This is a genomic window from Amycolatopsis kentuckyensis, assembly GCF_041679295.1.
GTDB lineage: Bacteria > Actinomycetota > Actinomycetes > Mycobacteriales > Pseudonocardiaceae > Amycolatopsis > Amycolatopsis kentuckyensis_A.
Genome location: NZ_JBGDMD010000011.1, coordinates 175,389 through 194,248 on the forward strand (window position 1 = coordinate 175,389; position 18,860 = coordinate 194,248).

18 protein-coding genes are annotated in these 18,860 nt (G+C 72.4%); 12 read left to right on the forward strand and 6 right to left on the reverse strand.

Annotated features, from left to right (window positions below; genetic code table 11):
- Window positions 1-46 precede the first annotated feature (46 nt).
- From cbiE to ACERZO_RS39175, 6 genes are read left to right on the forward strand one after another with little or no spacing between them, the layout of a single operon-like run.
- Window positions 47-1,198 (forward strand): precorrin-6y C5,15-methyltransferase (decarboxylating) subunit CbiE, encoded by a 1,152-nt coding sequence (gene cbiE / locus ACERZO_RS39150; protein ID WP_372671059.1) that lies wholly within the window; start codon window positions 47-49, stop codon window positions 1,196-1,198.
- The gene (cobM, locus tag ACERZO_RS39155; protein WP_372671060.1) at window positions 1,195-1,956 is read left to right on the forward strand and encodes a precorrin-4 C(11)-methyltransferase; all 762 of its coding nucleotides are present in this window, start codon (window positions 1,195-1,197) and stop codon (window positions 1,954-1,956) included. The genes cbiE and cobM overlap by 4 nt, the downstream gene beginning before the upstream one ends.
- A complete protein-coding gene (locus tag ACERZO_RS39160) occupies window positions 1,953-2,966 on the forward strand; it encodes a Gfo/Idh/MocA family protein (RefSeq protein WP_372671061.1) in 1,014 nt (337 codons plus the stop codon). The genes cobM and ACERZO_RS39160 overlap by 4 nt, the downstream gene beginning before the upstream one ends.
- Window positions 2,963-3,682, forward strand: a complete 720-nt coding sequence (locus ACERZO_RS39165; protein WP_372671062.1) for a cobalt-precorrin-6A reductase — start codon at window positions 2,963-2,965, stop codon at window positions 3,680-3,682. Before ACERZO_RS39160 ends, ACERZO_RS39165 begins: the two co-directional genes overlap by 4 nt.
- Window positions 3,679-4,338: a 5,6-dimethylbenzimidazole synthase gene (gene bluB, locus ACERZO_RS39170; protein WP_372671063.1), complete on the forward strand. Its 660-nt coding sequence runs from the start codon at window positions 3,679-3,681 to the stop codon at window positions 4,336-4,338. Before ACERZO_RS39165 ends, bluB begins: the two co-directional genes overlap by 4 nt.
- An 18-nt stretch (window positions 4,339-4,356) precedes the next feature.
- Complete coding sequence (locus ACERZO_RS39175; protein WP_372671064.1) at window positions 4,357-7,449, forward strand: arabinosyltransferase domain-containing protein; 3,093 nt, start codon at window positions 4,357-4,359, stop codon at window positions 7,447-7,449.
- On the opposite strand, the gene ACERZO_RS39180 is transcribed toward ACERZO_RS39175, so the two are convergent.
- Genes ACERZO_RS39180 through ACERZO_RS39200 form a run of 5 tightly spaced genes read right to left on the reverse strand, consistent with a single transcriptional unit; the run spans window position 7,446 to window position 11,638 of the window.
- On the reverse strand, window positions 7,446-8,159 hold the full coding sequence (locus ACERZO_RS39180) for a hypothetical protein (protein ID WP_372671065.1): 714 nt from the start codon (window positions 8,157-8,159) through the stop codon (window positions 7,446-7,448). The two genes, ACERZO_RS39175 and ACERZO_RS39180, sit on opposite strands and share 4 nt — an antisense overlap.
- Window positions 8,138-9,628, reverse strand: coding sequence for a precorrin-2 C(20)-methyltransferase (locus ACERZO_RS39185; protein WP_372671066.1), 1,491 nt, complete (start codon window positions 9,626-9,628; stop codon window positions 8,138-8,140). The genes ACERZO_RS39180 and ACERZO_RS39185 overlap by 22 nt, the downstream gene beginning before the upstream one ends.
- Entirely contained in the window at window positions 9,625-10,248 is a 624-nt protein-coding gene (locus ACERZO_RS39190) for a precorrin-8X methylmutase (protein ID WP_372671067.1), read from the reverse strand. Before ACERZO_RS39190 ends, ACERZO_RS39185 begins: the two co-directional genes overlap by 4 nt.
- A complete protein-coding gene (locus tag ACERZO_RS39195; RefSeq protein ID WP_372671068.1) occupies window positions 10,245-11,318 on the reverse strand; it encodes a precorrin-3B synthase in 1,074 nt (357 codons plus the stop codon). Before ACERZO_RS39195 ends, ACERZO_RS39190 begins: the two co-directional genes overlap by 4 nt.
- A gap of 5 nt (window positions 11,319-11,323) precedes the next feature.
- A complete protein-coding gene (locus ACERZO_RS39200) occupies window positions 11,324-11,638 on the reverse strand; it encodes a DUF6191 domain-containing protein (protein ID WP_372671069.1) in 315 nt (104 codons plus the stop codon).
- A gap of 109 nt (window positions 11,639-11,747) precedes the next feature.
- Here ACERZO_RS39200 and ACERZO_RS39205 point away from each other — a divergent pair, with 109 nt between their 5' ends.
- From ACERZO_RS39205 to ACERZO_RS39215, 3 genes are read left to right on the forward strand one after another with little or no spacing between them, the layout of a single operon-like run.
- On the forward strand, window positions 11,748-12,674 hold the full coding sequence (locus ACERZO_RS39205; protein WP_372671070.1) for an ABC transporter ATP-binding protein: 927 nt from the start codon (window positions 11,748-11,750) through the stop codon (window positions 12,672-12,674).
- On the forward strand, window positions 12,671-13,516 hold the full coding sequence (locus ACERZO_RS39210) for an ABC transporter permease (protein ID WP_372671071.1): 846 nt from the start codon (window positions 12,671-12,673) through the stop codon (window positions 13,514-13,516). The genes ACERZO_RS39205 and ACERZO_RS39210 overlap by 4 nt, the downstream gene beginning before the upstream one ends.
- 2 nt (window positions 13,517-13,518) lie before the next feature.
- The gene (locus tag ACERZO_RS39215; protein ID WP_372671072.1) at window positions 13,519-13,752 is read left to right on the forward strand and encodes a helix-turn-helix transcriptional regulator; all 234 of its coding nucleotides are present in this window, start codon (window positions 13,519-13,521) and stop codon (window positions 13,750-13,752) included.
- On the opposite strand, the gene ACERZO_RS39220 is transcribed toward ACERZO_RS39215, so the two are convergent.
- Window positions 13,749-14,651 carry a hypothetical protein gene (locus ACERZO_RS39220; protein ID WP_372671073.1) on the reverse strand — a complete coding sequence of 301 codons (903 nt, stop codon included), beginning with the start codon at window positions 14,649-14,651 and terminating at the stop codon, window positions 13,749-13,751. The two genes, ACERZO_RS39215 and ACERZO_RS39220, sit on opposite strands and share 4 nt — an antisense overlap.
- Window positions 14,652-14,847: 196 nt before the next feature.
- Between ACERZO_RS39220 and ACERZO_RS39225 the strand changes: the two genes are divergently transcribed.
- Genes ACERZO_RS39225 through ACERZO_RS39235 form a run of 3 tightly spaced genes read left to right on the forward strand, consistent with a single transcriptional unit; the run spans window position 14,848 to window position 18,858 of the window.
- A complete protein-coding gene (locus ACERZO_RS39225) occupies window positions 14,848-17,196 on the forward strand; it encodes a HAMP domain-containing protein (RefSeq protein ID WP_372671074.1) in 2,349 nt (782 codons plus the stop codon).
- Between the two features lies 1 nt (window position 17,197).
- Window positions 17,198-18,376 carry a poly-gamma-glutamate synthase PgsB gene (gene pgsB, locus ACERZO_RS39230; protein WP_372671075.1) on the forward strand — a complete coding sequence of 393 codons (1,179 nt, stop codon included), beginning with the start codon at window positions 17,198-17,200 and terminating at the stop codon, window positions 18,374-18,376.
- Complete coding sequence (locus ACERZO_RS39235) at window positions 18,376-18,858, forward strand: poly-gamma-glutamate biosynthesis protein PgsC/CapC (RefSeq protein WP_372671076.1); 483 nt, start codon at window positions 18,376-18,378, stop codon at window positions 18,856-18,858. The genes pgsB and ACERZO_RS39235 overlap by 1 nt, the downstream gene beginning before the upstream one ends.
- Window positions 18,859-18,860: the final 2 nt, after the last annotated feature.

Consider the following 18,860-nt stretch of genomic DNA (forward strand, 5'->3'; position numbering starts at 1 on the left):
CCGGCCGATCATCGCACAGCGCCCGGCTCGCTTAGGGTGGGAAATCGTGCGCGAAAAATCACGGTTGACGGTGGTGGGGATCGGGGCGGACGGGTGGTCCGGCCTGTCCGAGCAAGCCCAGGCCCTGGTGCTCGGCGCCGACGTCGTGCTGGGCGCGCCGCGGCAGCTGGCCTACCTGCCCTCCGAGGTCGCGGGCGAGCCGTGGCCGTCGCCGTTGCTGCCTGGGCTCGATGCGTTGATCGCCGAGCACGAAGGCGAGCGGATTTGTGTCCTGGCCAGCGGTGATCCGTTTTTGTCGGGGGTCGGCACTACGCTCGTGGCACATGGATACGAGGTCGAGGCGCTGCCCGCGCTCTCGTCGGTGACACTGGCCCGGGCGCGGCTGGGCTGGTCCGCCGAGGAGACCGAGGTGGTGACGCTCGTCGGCCGGTCGTCGGCCCGCGTCGCCCGGGTGCTGGCGCCGGGGCGGCGGGTGCTGGTCCTGGGGGCCGACGCGGCGGCGCTGCGCTCCCTGCTGACCGTGCGGGGGTACGCCGAGAGCGAGCTGTTCGCGCTGGAGAACCTGGGCGGGCCCGACGAGCGCATCTCCGACGGCTGGTCCGGCGACCCCGGCCCGCTGACGGTGTTCGCGCTGGCGTGCGCGGGTCCGGCGCTGCCCGTGATCGGCATTCCGGACGACGTGTACTCCCACGACGGCCAGCTGACCAAGCGCGACCTGCGGGTGTCGGCGCTGGCCCGGCTCGCGCCGAGCCCCGGCGAGCTGCTGTGGGACGTCGGCGCGGGGGCGGGCAGCGTCGGCATCGAGTGGTCGCGCCTGCACGGGCTGAACCGCGCGATCGCGATCGAGCGCGACCCCGCCCGGGCGGAGCGGATCGGGCGGAACGCGCTGGACCTGGGAGTACCGGAGCTGGAGGTGGTGACGGGCGAGGCACCGGACGCGCTGAGCGCGCTGCCGGCGCCGGACGCGGTGTTCATCGGCGGCGGGGTGACGGTGCCGGGCGTGCTGGACGCATGTTTGGCGACGGAGGCGCGGGTGGTCGCGCACGGAGTGACGTTGGAGGCGGAGCAGGTGCTGGCGCGGGCGTATGCGCAGTACGGGGGCGAGCTGGTGCGGATCGGGGTGGAACGGGCCGGGGCGCTCGGCGGGTTCACCGGGTGGACGCCGGCTCGGGTCGTGACCCAGTGGAGCAGCCGGTGACCGTGCACTTCGTCGGCGCCGGGCCCGGTGCCGCGGACCTCATCACCGTGCGTGGGCGCGACTTGCTCGCCCGCTGCGAGGTGTGCCTCTACCCCGGCAGCATGACGCCACCCGACCTGCTCGCCTACTGCGCGTCCGGGACGACCCTGGTCGACACCGCGAACCTGAGCCTCGAACAGATCGTGGACAAGCTGGTCGAAGCGCACGAAGCCGGTCACGAAGTCGTCCGGCTGACCTCCGGCGACCCCTCGCTCTACAGTGCCGTCGCCGAGCAGATGCGCCGGCTGGACGCGCGGAACGTGCCCTACGACGTCGTCCCCGGCGTACCTGCCTTCGCCGCCTCCGCGGCCGCGCTGAAGCGGGAGCTCACCGTGCCCGAAGTCGGGCAGAGCCTGGTGATCACGCGCGTGCAGGCGCGGTCGACCAAGATGCCGCCGAAGGAAACCCTCGCCGCCTTCGCCGCCACCGAGGCCACCCTCGCGCTGCACCTCGCCGTCAACCACGTCGAGCGCGTCGCCGAAGAACTCGCTCCGCACTACGGCGCCGACTGTCCCGTCGCCGTCGTCGCGCTCGCTACGCAACCCGGCGAGACCGTCGTGCGCGGGGTGCTCGGCGAACTGCCGAAACTCGTGCGGGAAGCCGGGATGACCCGCGCCGCCACGATCTTCGTCGGCCGGGTGCTCGCCGCCGCGAACTTCCCCGACAGCTTCCTCTATTCCAGTGCCCGCGACCGGGCGAACCAACCGGAGTCGTTGTGACCGAACTGCGTTGGGGCCTGCTGGCCGCCGGGACCATCGCCGCCCACTTCGCCGCGGGCGTCGACGAAAGCAAGCACGGCACGCTCACCGCCGTCGGGGCCCGCGACGGCGGCCGCGCCCGCGAGTTCGCCACCCGCTTCGAGATCCCGAAGGCCTACGGCAGCTACGAAGACCTCCTCGCCGACCCGGACGTCGACGCCGTGTACGTCTCGACGCCGCACGCGCTGCACAAGCAGTGGGCCATCGCCGCGGCCGAAGCGGGCAAGCACGTGCTGTGCGAGAAGCCCCTGACGCTCACCGCCGCCGACGCCGAAGAGGTCATCGCCGCCGCGCGCGAAAACGACGTCTTCCTCATGGAGGCGTTCATGTACCGGCTGCACCCGCAGACGCGGCGGCTGGTCGAGCTCATCGCGAGCGGCGCGATCGGCGAGGTGCGCGCGGTCGACACGACCTTCTCCTTCGACAGCAACCCGGAGGAGACCGCGCGCCTGTCCGACCCCGCGCTCGGCGGCGGCGGGATCCTCGACGTCGGCTGCTACTGCACGTCGCTGGCCCGGCTGGTCGCCCAGGCCGCGACCGGCCAGGACGTCGTCGAGCCCACCGAGGTCAGCGGGATGGCGGAGCTGTCCCCGCAAGGCGTCGACGAGTACGCCACCGGCCTGCTGCGCCTCCCCGGCGACATCCTCGCGACGATCTCCTGCGGCATCCGGCTCACCCGCGAGGACGGCATCCGCGTCTACGGGTCACAAGGTCAGCTCTACGTGCCGCAACCCGCGTGGATCCACCCGCTGCGCAAGCCCGGTACCTCGCAGATCATCCTCACGCCGGCCGACGGCGAACCGGAGGTCATCGACGTCGAGGCGACGCAGGGCGTCTTCGCGCGCGAAGCCGATCACGTCGCCGCGCACGTCGCTGACCGGCAGGCACCCGAGCTGACCTGGGCGGAGACCCTGGCCAACATGCGGACGCTCGACCGCTGGCGCGAGGCCGTCGGATACGGAAAGCCGTGATCCTGATCCTCGGCGGCACCGGCGAAGCGCGGAACCTCGCCGAAGAACTCGCGAAGAGCGACGTCCGGGTGGTGTCTTCGCTGGCCGGACGCGTCGCGCGGCCGCGGCTCCCGGTCGGCGAAGTGCGCGTAGGCGGCTTCGGCGGCCCGGACGGGCTCGCGGCCTACCTGCGCGAGAACGACGTGAAGGCCGTCGTGGACGCGACGCACCCTTTCGCCGAGCGCATCGGCGCCAACGCGGCCAAAGCGGCCGAACGCACCGGAACTCCCCTGCTCCGGCTCGCCCGGCCGGGCTGGGAACCGGGCGAAAACGACGTCTGGCACTGGGCGGACGACCTCGAAGACGCCGCGAAAATGCTCCCCGGCCTGGGCAAACGCGTCTTCCTCACCAGCGGCCGCCAGGGCCTGCCCGCCTTCGCGCACCTGGACGACCTTTGGTTCCTGATCCGCTGCGTCGACCCGCCGGAGCCGCCGCTGCCGCGGCACCACGAGCTGATCCTCGCCCGCGGACCGTACGAGGTGGCCGCCGAACGCGAGCTGCTCGCGAAGGTCGACGTCCTGGTCACCAAGGACTCCGGCGGTCCGCAGACCGAAGCGAAGCTGACGGCGGCCCGTGAACTCGGGAAGCCCGTCCTCGTGATCCGGCGGCCGCCGAGACCGCGCACGGAGACCGCCGAAACCGTGGCCGACGCCGTCGAATGGGTACGCAACCGATGATCGAAGAGTTCTACGAAGTCCTCCGCAAGCGCCGGGACGTCCGCGGCGAGTTCACCGGCGAGCCGATCCCGGAGGCGACGCTCACCCGGATCCTCGAGGCCGCGCACGCCGCGCCGAGCGTCGGGCTCACCCAGCCGTGGGACTTCGTGCTGGTCGACGACCACGAGACGCGCGAGACGTTCGCGAAGCACGTCCACGAGGAGCGCGAGGTCTTCGCCGCGCAGCTCGACGACGACCGCGCGAGCACCTTCGCGAACATCAAGATCGAGGGCATCCTCGAATCGAGCCTCGGCGTCGTCGTCACCTACGACCCGGCGCGCGGCGCGCCCGACGTCCTCGGCCGGCACGCCATCGCCGACGCCGGCCTGTACTCGGTCTGCCTGGCGATCCAGAACCTCTGGCTCGCCGCGACCGCCGAAGGCCTCGGCGTCGGCTGGGTCAGCTTCTACCGCGAGCCGTTCCTGAGCGAGCTGCTCGGCGTCCCGGACGGCATCCGGCCGGTCGCGTGGCTCTGCGTCGGGCCGGTCAGCAGGCTGGAAACCGTGCCCGACCTGGAGCGCCACGGCTGGCGCAGCCGCCGTCCCCTGACCGAGGCCCTCCACCACGGCCGCTTCACGCCGCGTGACCCGGGGGTTGCGTCAGAGGCCGACGTCTGACCCGTTAGCGTTGCGCCGATGCGTCTGATTGCCGTAGCGCTGGGGTTGCTCTCGGCCTTGTGCGCGCTGGCTTTCCCCTTCCTGCCGGTGGTGCAGGACACGGCGGAGGTCGTCTGGCCGACCGGCAGCGACACCCGCTCCGTCAACGCGCCCTTGACCGGGTACTGGGCCCAGGACCTGCGCGCCGAACTGCCGTGCGCGGCCATCCGCTCGGTCGACGCCCGCACGAACGGCCCGGGCCTGCTCTTCGCCACCGTGCCGGACGGCCGCACCGACCCGAACGCCGGCAAGGGCGTCGGCCTGCAGCTGCGCATCGACAACGGCGTGCTGTTCGCCTCCAGCCAGGGCCAGCAGATCGCCCAGCAGCCGCTGCCCGCCGAGAAGTGCGACGTCGAGCTGGACGTCGACGCGACGCAGATGACCCTGGCCGTGGCCGGGACGCCGATCTTCCACGCGAACGGCGACGTCCGGCCCCGCGTGGTCGGCATCTACTCCTCGATCAACTCGAGCAAGGACCCGATCGTCGGCCTGCACGTCTCGGTCGTGCCGGACACGCGCTACCAGACGTCGCCGACCGCGCTGAAGATCGGCGTCGGCGTGGTCGCCGTGCTGTCGCTGATCGGCTGCATGATCGCGGTCTGGCGCCGCGACTCCGGCTCCGCGAGACGCGCGCCGCGCTGGGCGCCGGTCGGCTGGTGGCGGCTGACGCTGCGCGACGCCACGGTGATCGCCGCGCTCGGCGCGTGGGTCTTCATCGGGCCGGTGACCTCGGACGACGGCTACATCCTCACGATGGCCCGGGTCACCGAGCAGACCGGGTTCCTGACGAACTACCACCGCTGGTTCGGGGTCGCCGAGGCGCCGTTCGGCTGGTTCTACCACGTCTTCGAGCTGATGGCGCACGTCAGCGTGGTGCCGCCGTGGATCCGGCTGCCGTCGTTCCTGCTCGGCGTGCTCAGCTGGCTGCTGATCAGCCGCGAGGTGATGCCGCGCCTCGGCACCCAGATCCGCACCAGCCGCCCGGCCAGCTGGGCGGCGGCGACGGTGTTCCTGATCTGGTGGATGCCCTACAACAACGGCGTCCGCCCGGAACCGGTGGCCGCGCTCGGCTCGCTGCTGGCGATCTGCGCGGTGGAGCGCACGCTGGTGACGCGCCGGATGCTGCCGATGTGCCTCGGCCTGACCGCGGCCGGGTTCACGCTCGCCGCGACGCCGACCGGACTGATCGCGGTGGCGCCGTTCCTGGTCGCCGCGCGCCCCCTGTTCAAGCTGATCCGCCAGCGCGCCAACGAAAGCGGCTGGATCCCGGTGCTCGCCCCCATCGCCGCGGCCGGGCTGCTCGTGCTGGTCGTGGTGTTCGCCGACCAGACGTTCGCGACCGTCCAGGAGGCGACCCGGATCCGGACGCAGGTGGGCCCGAACCTGTCGTGGTTCCAGGAGCTCGCGCGCTACCAGCTGCTGTTCGAGAGCCTGCCGGACGGCTCGGCGCCGCGCCGGTTCCCGGTGCTGCTGGTCGTGCTCTGCACGGCCACCTGCCTGGTGGTGCTGCTGCGCCGCGGCCGCATCCCGGGCGCGTCGCTCGGCCCGGCCCGCCGCCTGATCGGCACGACGGCGCTGTTCTTCCTGCTGCTGGCTCTGACGCCGACGAAGTGGACGCACCACTTCGGCGCGTTCGCCGCGGTCGGGGCGTCGATGGCCGCGCTGGCCGCGCTCGCGACCAGTTCGACGGTGCTGCGGTCCAAACGCAACCGCGCGGCCTTCCTCGCGGCGCTGCTGGTGGTCGCCGCGCTCGCCGCGACCGGGCCGAACACCTACTGGTTCGTCTCGCGCCTCGGCGTCCAGTGGACGAACGTGGCGCCGTCCATCGGCGGCATCCCGCTGTCGACGATCCTGCTGATCGCGGCCGCGGTCGCCGGGATCTACGCGTTCGTCGAGAACGTCCGCGCGCACCGGCCGGGGCTGCCGGCCCAGCCGCAGGAAGGCCGGCTGCGTGCGCTGCGGCTCGGGTCGCTGTCGCTGGTGGTGGTCTGCGGCCTGGTGGCGGCGGGCGAGTTCGTCACGATGGCGTGGGCGATCCACAACCAGTCCGGCAGCTACAGCCTGGGCGCGGCGAACGTCGGGCACCTGTTCGGCAAGAGCTGCAACCTGTCCGACCACGTGATGGTCGAGCGCGACGCGGCGACGAGCATCCTGCGCCCGCAGTCCGAGCAGCGGACGGTCGCGGAGAAGCCGAAGGAGACCGACTCCCCGCTGCCGAACCCGGACCAGGACAACGGCCGCGTCCAGACGGGCTTCCACACCCGCCCGGTCGACGACAAGGACCCCCTGGCCGAGCCGCCGCACGGGTTCACCCCGGAGACCGTGCCGATGTGGTCGAGCTACCTCGACCCGGAGACGCGCGCCGGTCGCCTGCGCAGCGACTGGTACGCGTTGACGGAGAAGCCGGCGGACGGCCAGATCGTGGTGGCGACGGCGGGTGCGGCCCGCCGCCCGACGTCGGTGAGCCTCGACTACGGCGTCAACACGCCGGAGGGCGTCAAGATCCTGCGCAGCCAGTTCATGCTCCCGCCGGGCTCGGGCACGGGCGGCTGGAACGACACGCGCATCAACCTGCGCGACCTCCCCGCGGAGACGAACGCGGTCCGCATCAACATCGTCGACAACGACCTGACGGAGGACGGCTGGATCGCGGCCTCGGCCCCGCGCGTCCCGACGTTCACGACGTTGACGGACAAGATCGGCTCGAAGCCGGTGTACGTCGACTGGCCGGCGTCGTTCGTGTACCCGTGCGTGCAGCCGGTGACGTCCCACGACGGGATTTCCCAGGTGCCGGAGTACCGCATCACGGCGGGCGGCCTGGCGGACGAGGCGCAGTGGGCGTCGTCGACGAACGGCGGGCCGATCGGGTGGCTGGAGGAGCTGGCCGAGGAACCCGAGGTGCCGAGCTACCTGATCGGGCAGCCGAGCCAGTCGTGGGGCCAGCTGCTGCAGATCGAACCGTTCACGGAGGGCATCGCGCCGACCGTGGTGCACGGGGAGAAGACCGTGCCGGGGTGGTGGTCACCGGGGCCGGGACCGAGCCAGCCCAACGGCAAGGATCCGACGCGCTAAGGCTTCGTCCAAGCCTGACGGCGGTGGAGGCGGAACCCGGCCCGCTCCAGGTTCACCACACTCGGTGAGCCGGGGCGGGCCGTCGCCACCGCCAACGTGCAGCCCTCCGCCGCGGCCGCTTCGAGGCGGCGGCGCAGCAACGTCGGCTGGGCGCCTCGGCCGCGGTGAGCAGGCAGGGTCGACGCGGCGCCGAGGATCGCGACCCCCGCGTCGACCGTCATGCCCGCGGCCGCGATGTCCGCCAGCAGGAACCGGCGCATGATCGGGAGCCGGTGTTCCGCCGCCATGAACGCCGCCACCGCTCCCCTCGCCTCGAAGCCGGCCAGCAGGACGCGCAGGAAGACCTCCTCGTCGGCCGCTTTCGGGGGCGGCGACGGCGCAGGCTCGATGTGGCGGACGGCCAGGAACCGCTCGCCCGCCGGCACCAGGCCTGGTACCGGCAGACCCGCCGGCGCGACGACCGCCGGGTGAACGCCGTTCCAGTCCGGTGCACTCAGCAGCTCCGGGAGCGCGGGCAGCGTCTCCGGCGTCACCCCGGTCACCGTCGACAGGTAGGCGAGCGCGGGGTCAGTGGCCAGTACGGCCAGCAACCCCGCGTGCTCCCACGTGTGGAAGCGGCCGGGCACCCCCGCGGCCGACGCCGCCTCGCCCGCCCGCGCCGCCCGGCGGTGCAAGGCCCGCTCGGCCGTCAGTAGCTGCGCGGGGTCCACACCACCCCGTTCTCCGCGCGGGTCCTCGACGAGCCCACGATCAGCAGGCAGCGCATGTCCACTGTGGACGGATCGAGGTCCCCGAGCGTGGTGATCCGGATGTCCTCCTCCGGGCCGCCGACGTCCCGCGCGACCACCACCGGGGTCGCCGGGGCGCGGTGGCGGAGGAGGACGTCCCGGGCGTCGGCGAGCTGCGTCGTCCGGGACCGCGACGCCGGGTTGTACAGCGCCAGCACCAAGTCCGCCGCGCCCGCCGCATTCAGCCGCTTCTCGATGATCTCCCACGGCTTCAAGCGATCCGACAACGAAAGCACGCAGTAGTCGTGGCCCAGCGGCGCGCCGACGCGCGAGGCCGCCGCCTGCGCCGCCGTCACGCCCGGGACGATCCGGACCCGCACTCCCGCGCCGTGCCCGGCCGCGACCTGCTCCAGCACCGCGGACGCCATCGCGAACACGCCCGGGTCGCCCGAGGACACGACGGCCACCCGGGATCCGCCGGCGGCCAGCACCAGCGCTTCGCGAGCCCGGTCCGCTTCGACGCGGTTCCCGGACGCGTGCCGCTGCTGCCCCGCCTTCTGCGGAACGCGGGCGACGTACGGCCCGTACCCGACGACGTGCTCGGCCGCGTCCAGTTCCGCCGCGGCTTCCGGAGTGAGCCACTCGGGACCGGCCGGACCGAGACCCACGACCACGACCTCGCCCACGGAAGCCGGCGAAGGGGAAGCGGCGGGAGCGGGCGAAACGCGCGAGGCGTAAGCCGGCGAAGGCAGCAACGCCAGGGAAAAGTACGGAACAGTCGAAGGATCCACCGAAGCGAGGGGTTCGATCCGCTGCTGTCCCCAGGTCGCGCGCTCGACGTACACGGCGTCGTCCAGCTTCCCGGCCTCTGCCAGTGCTTCCCGGACCGAGCCGAACGTCCGGCCCAGCTTGAGGACCGCCGCCGCGTCGGTGTCCGCGAGCCGCCGCGCCAGCTCGGGCGCCGGCAGCGTGCCCGGCAGCACCGTCAGCACCTCGTCGCGCTGGACCAACGGCCGGCCGAGCACCGCCGACGCCGCGCTCACCGACGTCACCCCGGGCACGACGACCGCGTCGAAACGGCCGGAAAGCCGTTCGTGCATGTACATGTACGAGCCGTAGAAGAACGGGTCGCCTTCGCAGAGCAGGACGACGTCACGGCCGGCGTCGAGGTGCTCGGCGAGCCGCTTCGCGCTCAGCTCGTAGAAGTCGGCGATCGCGCCTTCGTACCCGCCGGGGTGGTCGGTCGTCTCGGTCGTGACCGGGTAGACGAGCCTCTCCTCGATCTGCCCTTCGCGCAGGTACGGCTCGGCCACCGACCGCGCGATGCTGCGCCCGTGGCGAGCGCAGTGGTACGCGATCACCGAAGCCTCGGAGATCAGCCGCGCCGCCTTGACCGTCATCAGTTCCGGGTCGCCGGGGCCGAGCCCGACGCCGTACAGGGTTCCCGTCATTCTTCGGCGCTCGCGAGGGCGTTGATCGCGGCGACGGCCATCGCGCTGCCACCACGGCGTCCGTGCACCACCAGGTAGGGCGCCGGGGCCTGCTTGGCGAGCTCCACTTTGGACTCGACCGCGCCGACGAACCCGACCGGCACGCCGATGATCGCCGCGGGCGCGCCGACGCCTTCGTCGAGCATCTCCAGCAGGCGGAACAGCGCGGTCGGCGCGTTGCCGATCGCCACGACCGAGCCGGGCAGCCTGTCGCGCCACAGTTCCAGCGCCGCCGCCGACCGTGTGGTGCCCATCCGCTCCGCCAGCGAAGGAACGCTGGGGTCCGACAGCGTGCAGACGACTTCGTTGCCCGCGGGCAGGCGGCGCCGCGTGACGCCGCTGGCGATCATCTGCGCGTCGCACAGGATGGGCGCGCCCGCCTCGAGCGCGGCGCGGCCGGACTCGACGACGTCGAGCGTGTAGCGCAGGTCGTCGACCAGATCGACCATGCCGCAGGCGTGGATCATCCGGACCGCCAGGCCCGCCACGTCGTCGGGCAGGATCGCCAGGTCCGCCTCTTCGCGGATCGTGGCGAACGAATGCCGGTAGATCTCGGCACCGTCCCGCAGGTAGTCGATCACAGCTTCCCTTCCATCTCGTCGAGCGGCACCCAGCGGCCGTCGATGCGGTAGCCCCCCGCTTCGGCGACAACGTCCACATGGGACTGCGACGGCTTTCCGCACCGCCGTTCGCAGCCCGAGAAGTGCGCGCGCAGGCCCGGCCGGAAGACGGCGTCGGCCCGCACGTCGGCGCGGGACTTCGCGCAGCCCGGCCGGCCGATGCACGCGGTGGTCCCCAAGGCGACGCCACCGAAGCCCAGCCGCTCGAAGACGTCGGCGGGGACGTCCGGCAGGACCAGCGACTTCCACGGCGTGACCAGCGCGGGGCCGAACTCCGCCAAGGCGCGGGCCTGGTCGGCCGTCAACTGCCCGAAGCGCGGCACGACACCGGCGGCCCGGCCGCCGTCCCGCTCGATGAGCCCGGCCGGGACCTCGACCTCGGCCCGCGCCACGGGCGTCCCGCGCCAGGCCGGGTCGTCGAGTTCGGCGACGCGCCAAGCGGATCCGCGCACCCGGCCGAACTCCAGCGCGACCTCGACGAGCGTCGCCACGGCGTCGGCGCGCGCCACACGACGTCCGGTGTCACCGCCAGCGAGCAGCAACGTCCCTTCGTCCGCGTCAAGAGCCAGCCAGCAGACGTCGGCGCCTTCGCCCGCGACGTCACCGCGTCCGTCGTCGAAGGCGAAGAGGAAACGGCCCGGCAGCGAGGCCAGCTCGGGCGTCGCGCACAGCAGGACGTCGAGGTCGTGCGCCAGGCCCCGGACATCGGCGAGCCCGCCGCGGATGCCGCTCAACGGCGACGCGAGGACGTTCCGGACCCGCTCGTGCGACGGCGAAGGCAGCAGACCCGCGTCGGTCAGCCGCGCCGCGAGGCCGGGCCGGGTGACGCCGCGCAGCTGGACGTTGCCGCGCGAGGTGAGGTGGAGGTCGCCGTCGCCGCACGCCTCGGCGCAGTCGGCCAGCGCGCGCAGCTGCGCCGCGGAAACCGCACCACCGGGCAGCCGGACCCGCGCCAACGGGCCGTCGGCGGCGTCGTGGGGTGCGAAAACACCCGGGCACGCGTCGGCTCGCACACGCGCTGGGGTCGGCATGGGAGTCACTGTAGCTGGCGGTTTTCCGGCTCCGGCGGGTCCGAACGCGGCCGGATCCGGGCGGTCCCGGCGTCCAAGTCCACGTCACGCCGGGGAGGCGCGCCCTCGGCGTCCTGCTCGACGAGCATCGACATCGTTTCCCGGTGTTCCAGCTCACGCCGCTTGGTGCCGTAGAGGAACGCGGTCGTCTCCTCGAGGTACGTCGCGGACAGCCGCGCCTTGAAGCGCGAGCCGTTCTTGCGCGGGCGCAGCTCGATCGCGGCCATGACCAGCAGGATCACGACGCCGCCCGGAAGAGCCAGCCCCAGCCAGGTACCCATGCCCGGCGAACCGGGTGACCGCCGGTCAAGTTCCCGGCACAGCAGAACTCTGATCGAATGTAGTAGGTGTGCTACATTCGATCGCATCAGTCCGATGGGGGTTGGCGAGATGAGAGATCCAGCTGTTCCCGTGGTCCGGGTGCGCGGGCTGCGGATGCGCTACGGCGCGAACGACGTGCTCCACGACGTCGGGTTCGAGGCGTACCGGGGCGAGGTCGTGTGCCTGCTCGGACCGAACGGCGCGGGCAAGACGACGACGATCGAGATCCTCGAGGGGTTCCGGATGCGGTCGGCGGGCGAGGTCGACGTCCTCGGCGCCGACCCGGCGCACGGCGGTGAGGACTGGCGGGCGCGGCTGGGGGTCGTGCTCCAGTCGTGGCGCGACCACGGGAAGTGGCGCGTCCGCGAGCTGCTCGCGCACCTCGGCCGTTACTACGCGCCGTACTCGACGGCGTCGCACCCGCGGCCGTGGGACGCCGACGAGCTGATCGCGGCCGTCGGGCTCACCGAGCACGCGCACAAGAAGATCAAGACGCTCTCCGGTGGCCAGCGCCGGCGGCTCGACGTCGCGATCGGCATCGTCGGGCGGCCCGAGCTGCTGTTCCTCGACGAGCCCACCGCGGGCTTCGACCCGGAGGCGCGACGGGAGTTCCACGACCTGGTGCACCGGCTGTCCGACGAGCTGGACACGACGATCCTGCTGACCACGCACGACCTCGACGAGGCCGAGAAGCTGGCCGACCGGATCCTCATCCTCAACGGCGGGCGCATCATCGCCGACGGCTCGGCCGACGCGCTGTCGCGGCAGATCTCCGGCGAGGCCGAGGTCCGCTGGACGATCGACGGCCAGCGCTTCGTGCACCTGACGACCGAAGCGACGAAGTACGTCTACGACCTGTTCAAGCAGCACGGCGAGGCCGTCGCGGACCTCGAGGTGCGACGGGCGTCGCTGGAGGACACCTACATGACGCTGGTCCACCGCGCGGAAGCCGGCGGCGAAACCGAGCTCGGCCTCCAGGAAGCGGGTGCGCGATGAACGCCGTCGCCGTGCGGGCCGGGGTGGCCCGCGGCTGGATCGAGTTCAAGCAGACGTGGACCAACCTCGACGACGTGATCGGGCAGGTCGTCTTCGTGCTGCTCTTCCTCGGTACGTTGTTCTTCATGCGCAACGCCACGCTGCCCGGCACGTCGTTCTCGCTCGGCGCGGCGACCGTACCCGGCGTGCTCGGCGCCGGCATCGTGTTCCAGGGCCTGACCGGCGCGGCCGGCTACCTGGCCATCGACCGCGAGGACGGCACGCTGCTGCGCGCCAAGTCGACCCCGAACGGGATGCTCGGCTACCTGGTCGGGAAGACGACAGCGCTGACGCTCGCCCAGCTCACGTCCATCGCCGCGGTCCTGATCCCGTGCCTGTTCGCCTTCTCCGCGCTGGCGCCGGACGGCGGCTGGTCGTACCTGCACCTGCTCGGTGTGCTGCTGCTCGGCATGGCCGCGACGATGCCGATCGGGGCGGCGCTCGGGTCGCTGACCAACAGCGCCCGGTCGATCGGGCTGATCACCCTGCCGGTCATGGCCATGGGTGCGATCTCGGGGATCTTCTACCCGATCACCGCGCTGCCGGCGTGGGTGCAGGGCATCGCGCAGGCGTTCCCGATGTACTGGCTCGGCCTCGGGATGCGGTCGGCCCTGCTGCCGGACGGCGCGGTCGTCGTCGAGATCGGCCAGTCGTGGCGGCCGGTGGCGACGGTCGCGGTGCTCCTCGCCTGGGCGGTGCTCGGCTTCGCGCTGGCCCCGGTCCTGCTGCGTCGCATGGCGCGGCGGGAGGCGGGTTCGTCGGTGGCCGAGCGGCGGCAGAAGGCCATGCAGCGTGTGGGGTAGCCATGAGTGAGGTCGTCTACAACCGCATCGCGATGCTGCGCGCGGAGCGGTCGATCTCGCGCCGGCAGCTGGCGGAGGCCCTGGGCGTGCACTACCAGACGATCGGCTACCTGGAACGCGGCGAGTACAGCCCGAGCTTGTTCGTGGCGCTGCGGATCGCGGAGTTCTTCGAGGTCCCGGTGGAGGTCCTGTTCTCGACGAAGCCGTTCCCGCGGCTGGGTGAGCGGTCCGCCTAGGGCTTGGTGAGCTCGGCCTCGACGAGCGCCCGGACGACGCCGGCACGTCGTTCGGGCGATTCCCGCACCGTCCGGCTCATCTCCACGTGCAGGAACACCGTGTCGTCCGCCGCCGCCAGCTTGCCTTGGACGTTCTTCGTGCCCTCGAGCGCTCCGCAGCGCTCTTCCCAGGCCCGGCACACCGCGAACCCGTCGGCGGTCAGGCGCGTCGCCGTGCGGCGGGCCGCGTCGCCGGCCACCGACGCTCCCGAGGACAGCACGACGTCCGTCGACGGCAGGTTTTCGTCGTGGAACCCGTGCAACTGGACCTGCGCCAGCCCTCGCCCGGCCAACGCCGAAGCCACGACGTGGAACACCGAGTCCTCTTCGTGCGCGACGTCGGCCTTGCTGTCGTCGGCCTTGCGGTGCGCGCCCGCCACCAGCAGCACCGCGCCCGGCGTGCGGCGGAACAGGTCGACGCCGAAGAGCTCCGTCCGGAGGTCGAATGCCGGGTGCGGCACCTCGACCGCCAGCGACGGCGGGGCCGACCGGTCGATCACGTACATCCCCCACGCCCGCTCGCTGTCGGGCTCGTTGACGGCGATCGTGTACGGCCGCCCGGTCGCCGGGTCGACGCCGTCGCGCACCGAGAACCCGAGCTTTTCGAAGTCCGCCGTGCCCCGGCGGTCCAGGAGCGCCGCGAACCCGGCCGCCGCCGTACGACGTTCGTCGGATTTCGGTGAGCGGTACTCCTGGTCCGCGGACAGCTTCGAGGTGAAGTCGGTCACGAGGGAATCCAAACCGGCCTCCGGGGCGGGCTTCGGCGGTGCGTCGTCACCGAGGGTCAACACCAAGGTGAGGACCAAGGCCAGCGCGACGGCCAAGCCGGCCACGCTGAGCAACACCCGTGGTCGGCTCATCACAAAACGGAGTGTACTGATGTCACCCGTTAGTTAGCCTTAGCCGCCATTTGTCCCCCGATGGGGGCAGTTGTAACGTCACCGAACACAGCATTGCTACGTTCATGTAACCCGAACGGGTGGGTGCTTCGCTAGCGGCCGCGGTGGCCGGCGGTCCTCCGGGGCCGTGTGACTGGAAGGGCCTGGGGAGACCCTCTTGAAACAGCAGGAAGTTCGCACCGCGCGGCTGCGCGCGCAGATTCCGGAAGCGGGGTTCCCCCGCGGCGTCGGGGTCGCCTCGGCGACCACGTTCGTCCTGCTGCTGATCATCGCCGCGTTCACCGCGCTGTACCTGTCCACCGCGGGTCCGCTTTCCCTCATCCGCGCGAACGACGCCGCCGGCCGGGTCCCCGACGAGGTGACCGCCGGCCAGCAGCGCACCGCCGCCGGTCTCGCGCAAAGCGTCGCGACCTCGGCGACGGCCGCCGCCGGCGACCTCCAGGTCGCTTCCGGCTCGGGAGTGTTCGAGACCGCCGACGACACCGCCCTCCTCACCCGCCTGGGTGAGACCTACGAAGACTGGCGCGGGGTCGTCGTCTACGACCCGGCCGCGCAGAAGGTCCTGGCCACCCGCGGCGAGCCGGTGCCGGTCGAGACGCTGCGCGGGGTCGCCGTCGCGAACCTCACCGTCCGTCCGGTCGCCCGGCCCGGCGACACCCCGCTCGTGCTGACCGCGCTGCCGCTCACCGGCCCGCGGGCGGGCAAGGTCCTCATCGTCTCGACCGCCCTGCGCACCACCGCCGGCGAACTCGACAAGGACACCCAGCAGCAGGTCCGCCTGGTCACCGCGGACGGCGCGGTGCTGTACACGCACGGCTCCGACGTCGCCGCGACCGACACCCCGGCCCAGGAACTGCTGGCCCGTGCCGCCACGGCGGCCGCGGCCGGGCAGTCCGGTGTCCTCACCGGGGCCGCCGTCGCCGAGAAGGGGAAGGAACGGGCACCGGTCGCCTCCTACGCCCCGGTCTCCCCCGCGGGCATCGGCGGCAGCCTCGGCCTGTCCGTCGTGACGTTCAGCCGCTTCCCGGTGGAGGCCGTGCCGGTGCGCTGGCCGGGCCTGATCCCCGCCGCCGCGCTGCTCGCGCTGGCCATCACGGGCTTCTTCCTGCTGCGGCGCACGGTCGTCGCGCCGATCCGCCGGCTGCGCACCGACGCGCTCGCCGTCGCCGCCGGGGTGCTCGGCAAGCCGGTCCGGCAGTCGCGGATCCGCGAGGTCAACCGCGTGACCGCCGCCCTCGAGCGGTCCCGCGCCAAGCTGCGCCGCCGCAAACCCGCACCGAAGGTGCGTCCGTTCCTGTCCGCGCAGCTCGTCATCGTGCTGGTCGCGCTGGCCCTGCTCGGCTGGTCCGGCGCGGTCGCCGCGACGCTCGGCCGGCAGCACGCCGAGGTGTCGCCGACCATGCTCAGCGAACACGGCGTCCGCGTCACGCGCTCGGCCGACACGCTGCGCCGCAGCCTCGCCGAAGGCCTCACCGACCTGCAGTCCGTCGCCCGGCTCGGCAAGGGCAAGGAGCCCGGGCAGCTGCGCGGCATGCTCGACCGGCTGGCCGGCACCGAGAGCCGGTTCCGCAGCGTCTACGTCGCCGACGAGCAAGGCGCCGTCCAGCTGCTCGCCGGGCGCGAGTCGCTGCGCGACCCCGGGAAGCTACCCGAGGGCGAAGGCCTGCGCCAGCACAACACGAGCGGCCGGGTCCCGGTCGTCTACGCCTTCACGCCGCTGCCGGATTCGAAGAACGTCCTGGTCGGCGAGTACGACGTGCCGCGGATGGCCGAGCTGCTCGGCTCCGCTGGCGGCCGCGTCCGCGTCGTCGACGAGGGCAAGCGCACGATCGCCGACACCGAGGGCTACCTCGCGTTCTCCCCGCTGTCGGACCCGGCGCTGATCAAGAACGTCGACGCCGCGCAGTCCGGCAAGGACGCCCGCGAGACGACGTCGTCCGCGCTGGTGGCGGCGCAGCGCCTGGCCGACAAGGGCAACGCCGCGACGCTCAAGTGGGTCGTCGTCGCCGAGCAGCCGATCGGCTCGCTCGGGGTGGCGGACAACACCGTGCGCTCGGGCGCGCGGGTCGCCGCGCTGCTCACCGCCGTCGTCGCGCTGATGCTGTTCGCCTGGCACCTGCTGGTCGTCGTGCGGCCGCTGCGGCGGGTCGGTGACGAGGCGCGGCAGATCGCGGCCGGCGACACCGGCGCGGTCGTCTACCCGCAGCGCCAGGACGAGATCGGCACCGTCGCCTCCTGCGTCGAGATCTGCCGCCAGGCCCTGACCGACGGTCGCGACCGGCTCGGCGAGGTCCGGCGGCCGACGGGTGCGGCGACCGACGAGACCGAGCTGCTCCAGAAGATCGTGGACGAGCCGGCGCCGAAGCGGCAGCCGAGGCCACAGCCGCCGCGTCCGGCCCGCCCGGCCCGGCCCCGCCCGCAGACGCCGCCGCGCGTGGCGGCCCGGACGCCCGAGGAAAAGGCCACGCGCGACTACCTCAGCTGGCTGGACGGGGCCGGGGTCTGACGTGACGTTCCTCTACGTCGTGCTGGTCCTGGCATCGGCGGCGATGCTGGCCGCCGGGATCGCCGAGCAGCGGCAGCACTACAAGCACCTGCACAGCATCCCGACGCGCGTGCTGGTCAACGGCATCCGCGGCAAGTCGTCCATCACCCGCCTCTGCGCGGGCGCGCTGCGCGGCGGCGGGCTCGTCACCACGGCGAAGACCACCGGTACGGCGGCCCGGTTCATCCACCCCGACGGCAGCGAGGAGCCGGTCTACCGCAAGTTCGGCATCGCGAACGTCGTCGAGCAGATCGGCATCGTCCGCCGGGCCGCCGCCTACCGGCCCGACGCGCTGGTCATCGAGTGCATGGCCGTCATGCCGGACCTGCAGGAGATCAACCAGAGCAAGCTGATCCGCTCGACCATCGGCGTGCTCTGCAACGTCCGCGAGGACCACCTCGCCGAGATGGGTCCCACGCTCGACGACGTCGCCCGCTCGCTGAGCCGGTCGATGCCGGTCGGCGGGATCTGCCTGACCGCGGAGAAGGACCGGCTGCACATCCTGCAAGAGGAGGCCGACAAGCGGAACTGCGAGCTCATCGCCGTCGACCCCGAATCGGTCACCGACGCCGAGATGCGCCGCTTCAGCTGGATCACGTTCAAGGAGAACGTCGCCATCGCGCTGGCCGTGGCGGACCTGCTCAACGTCAACCGGCAGCTCGCGCTGGAAGGCATGTGGGCCGCGCCGCCGGACCCGGGCGTGCTGCAGGTCCACCGGTACCGCGCCGGACGGCGGCTCCTGCGCTTCGCCAACGTCTTCGCCGCGAACGACCCCGAATCGACGTTGCTGAACATCGACCAGCTCCGCCGCCAGGGCGCGATCAGCGACCCGCTGCACGTGATCATCAACTGCCGCCCGGACCGCGTCGAACGCAACGGCCAGATGGGCGCGCTCATCCCGAAGATCGCCCCGGAACGCGTGGTGCTGATCGGCGAGCCGACGCGCAGCGCGCGGGTCGCGATCCCGAGCGAGTGGCACGACCGCGTCGTCGACCTCGGCGGTTCGCGGTCGCCGCGGGAACTGCTGCGCGGGATCGTCGGCGGCGTCGGGCGCCAGGCGTCGCTGATCGCCATCGGCAACATCCACGGCCAGGGGGAACTGCTCATCGAGGAACTCGCCAAACTGGAACCGGTCGCCTGATGCTCACCACGTCCCTCGCCCCCGAGGTCGCCACCGTCGGCCTGGCCATCGGCCTGCTGCTGTCGCTGGTCTGCTACCTCACGACGAACCTGTCGCCCGGCGGGATGATCACACCCGGCTGGATCGCGCTGACCATGGTCGAGGACTACCGGCGCGCGGCGATCATCGTCCTGATGACGGCGCTGACCTTCGGCGGCACGAAAGCGTTGCAGCGCATGGTCATCCTCTACGGCAAGCGGCTCTTCGCCGCGGTCGTGCTGCTCGGCGTCGTGCTCCAGACGACGTTGCTCCTCTTCCTCCAGGCCGACTTCCCGCTGCTGTTCGTGCACCAGACGCTCGGGTTCGTCGTGCCCGGCCTGGTCGCCTACCAGCTGGTGCGGCAGAAGCCGGTGGCCACGATGCTCGCGACCGGCGGGGTGAGCCTGGCCAGCTACGCGATCCTGATCAGCGGGGTGCTGGTCGGGCTGGTTCCCACGGTGTGAGG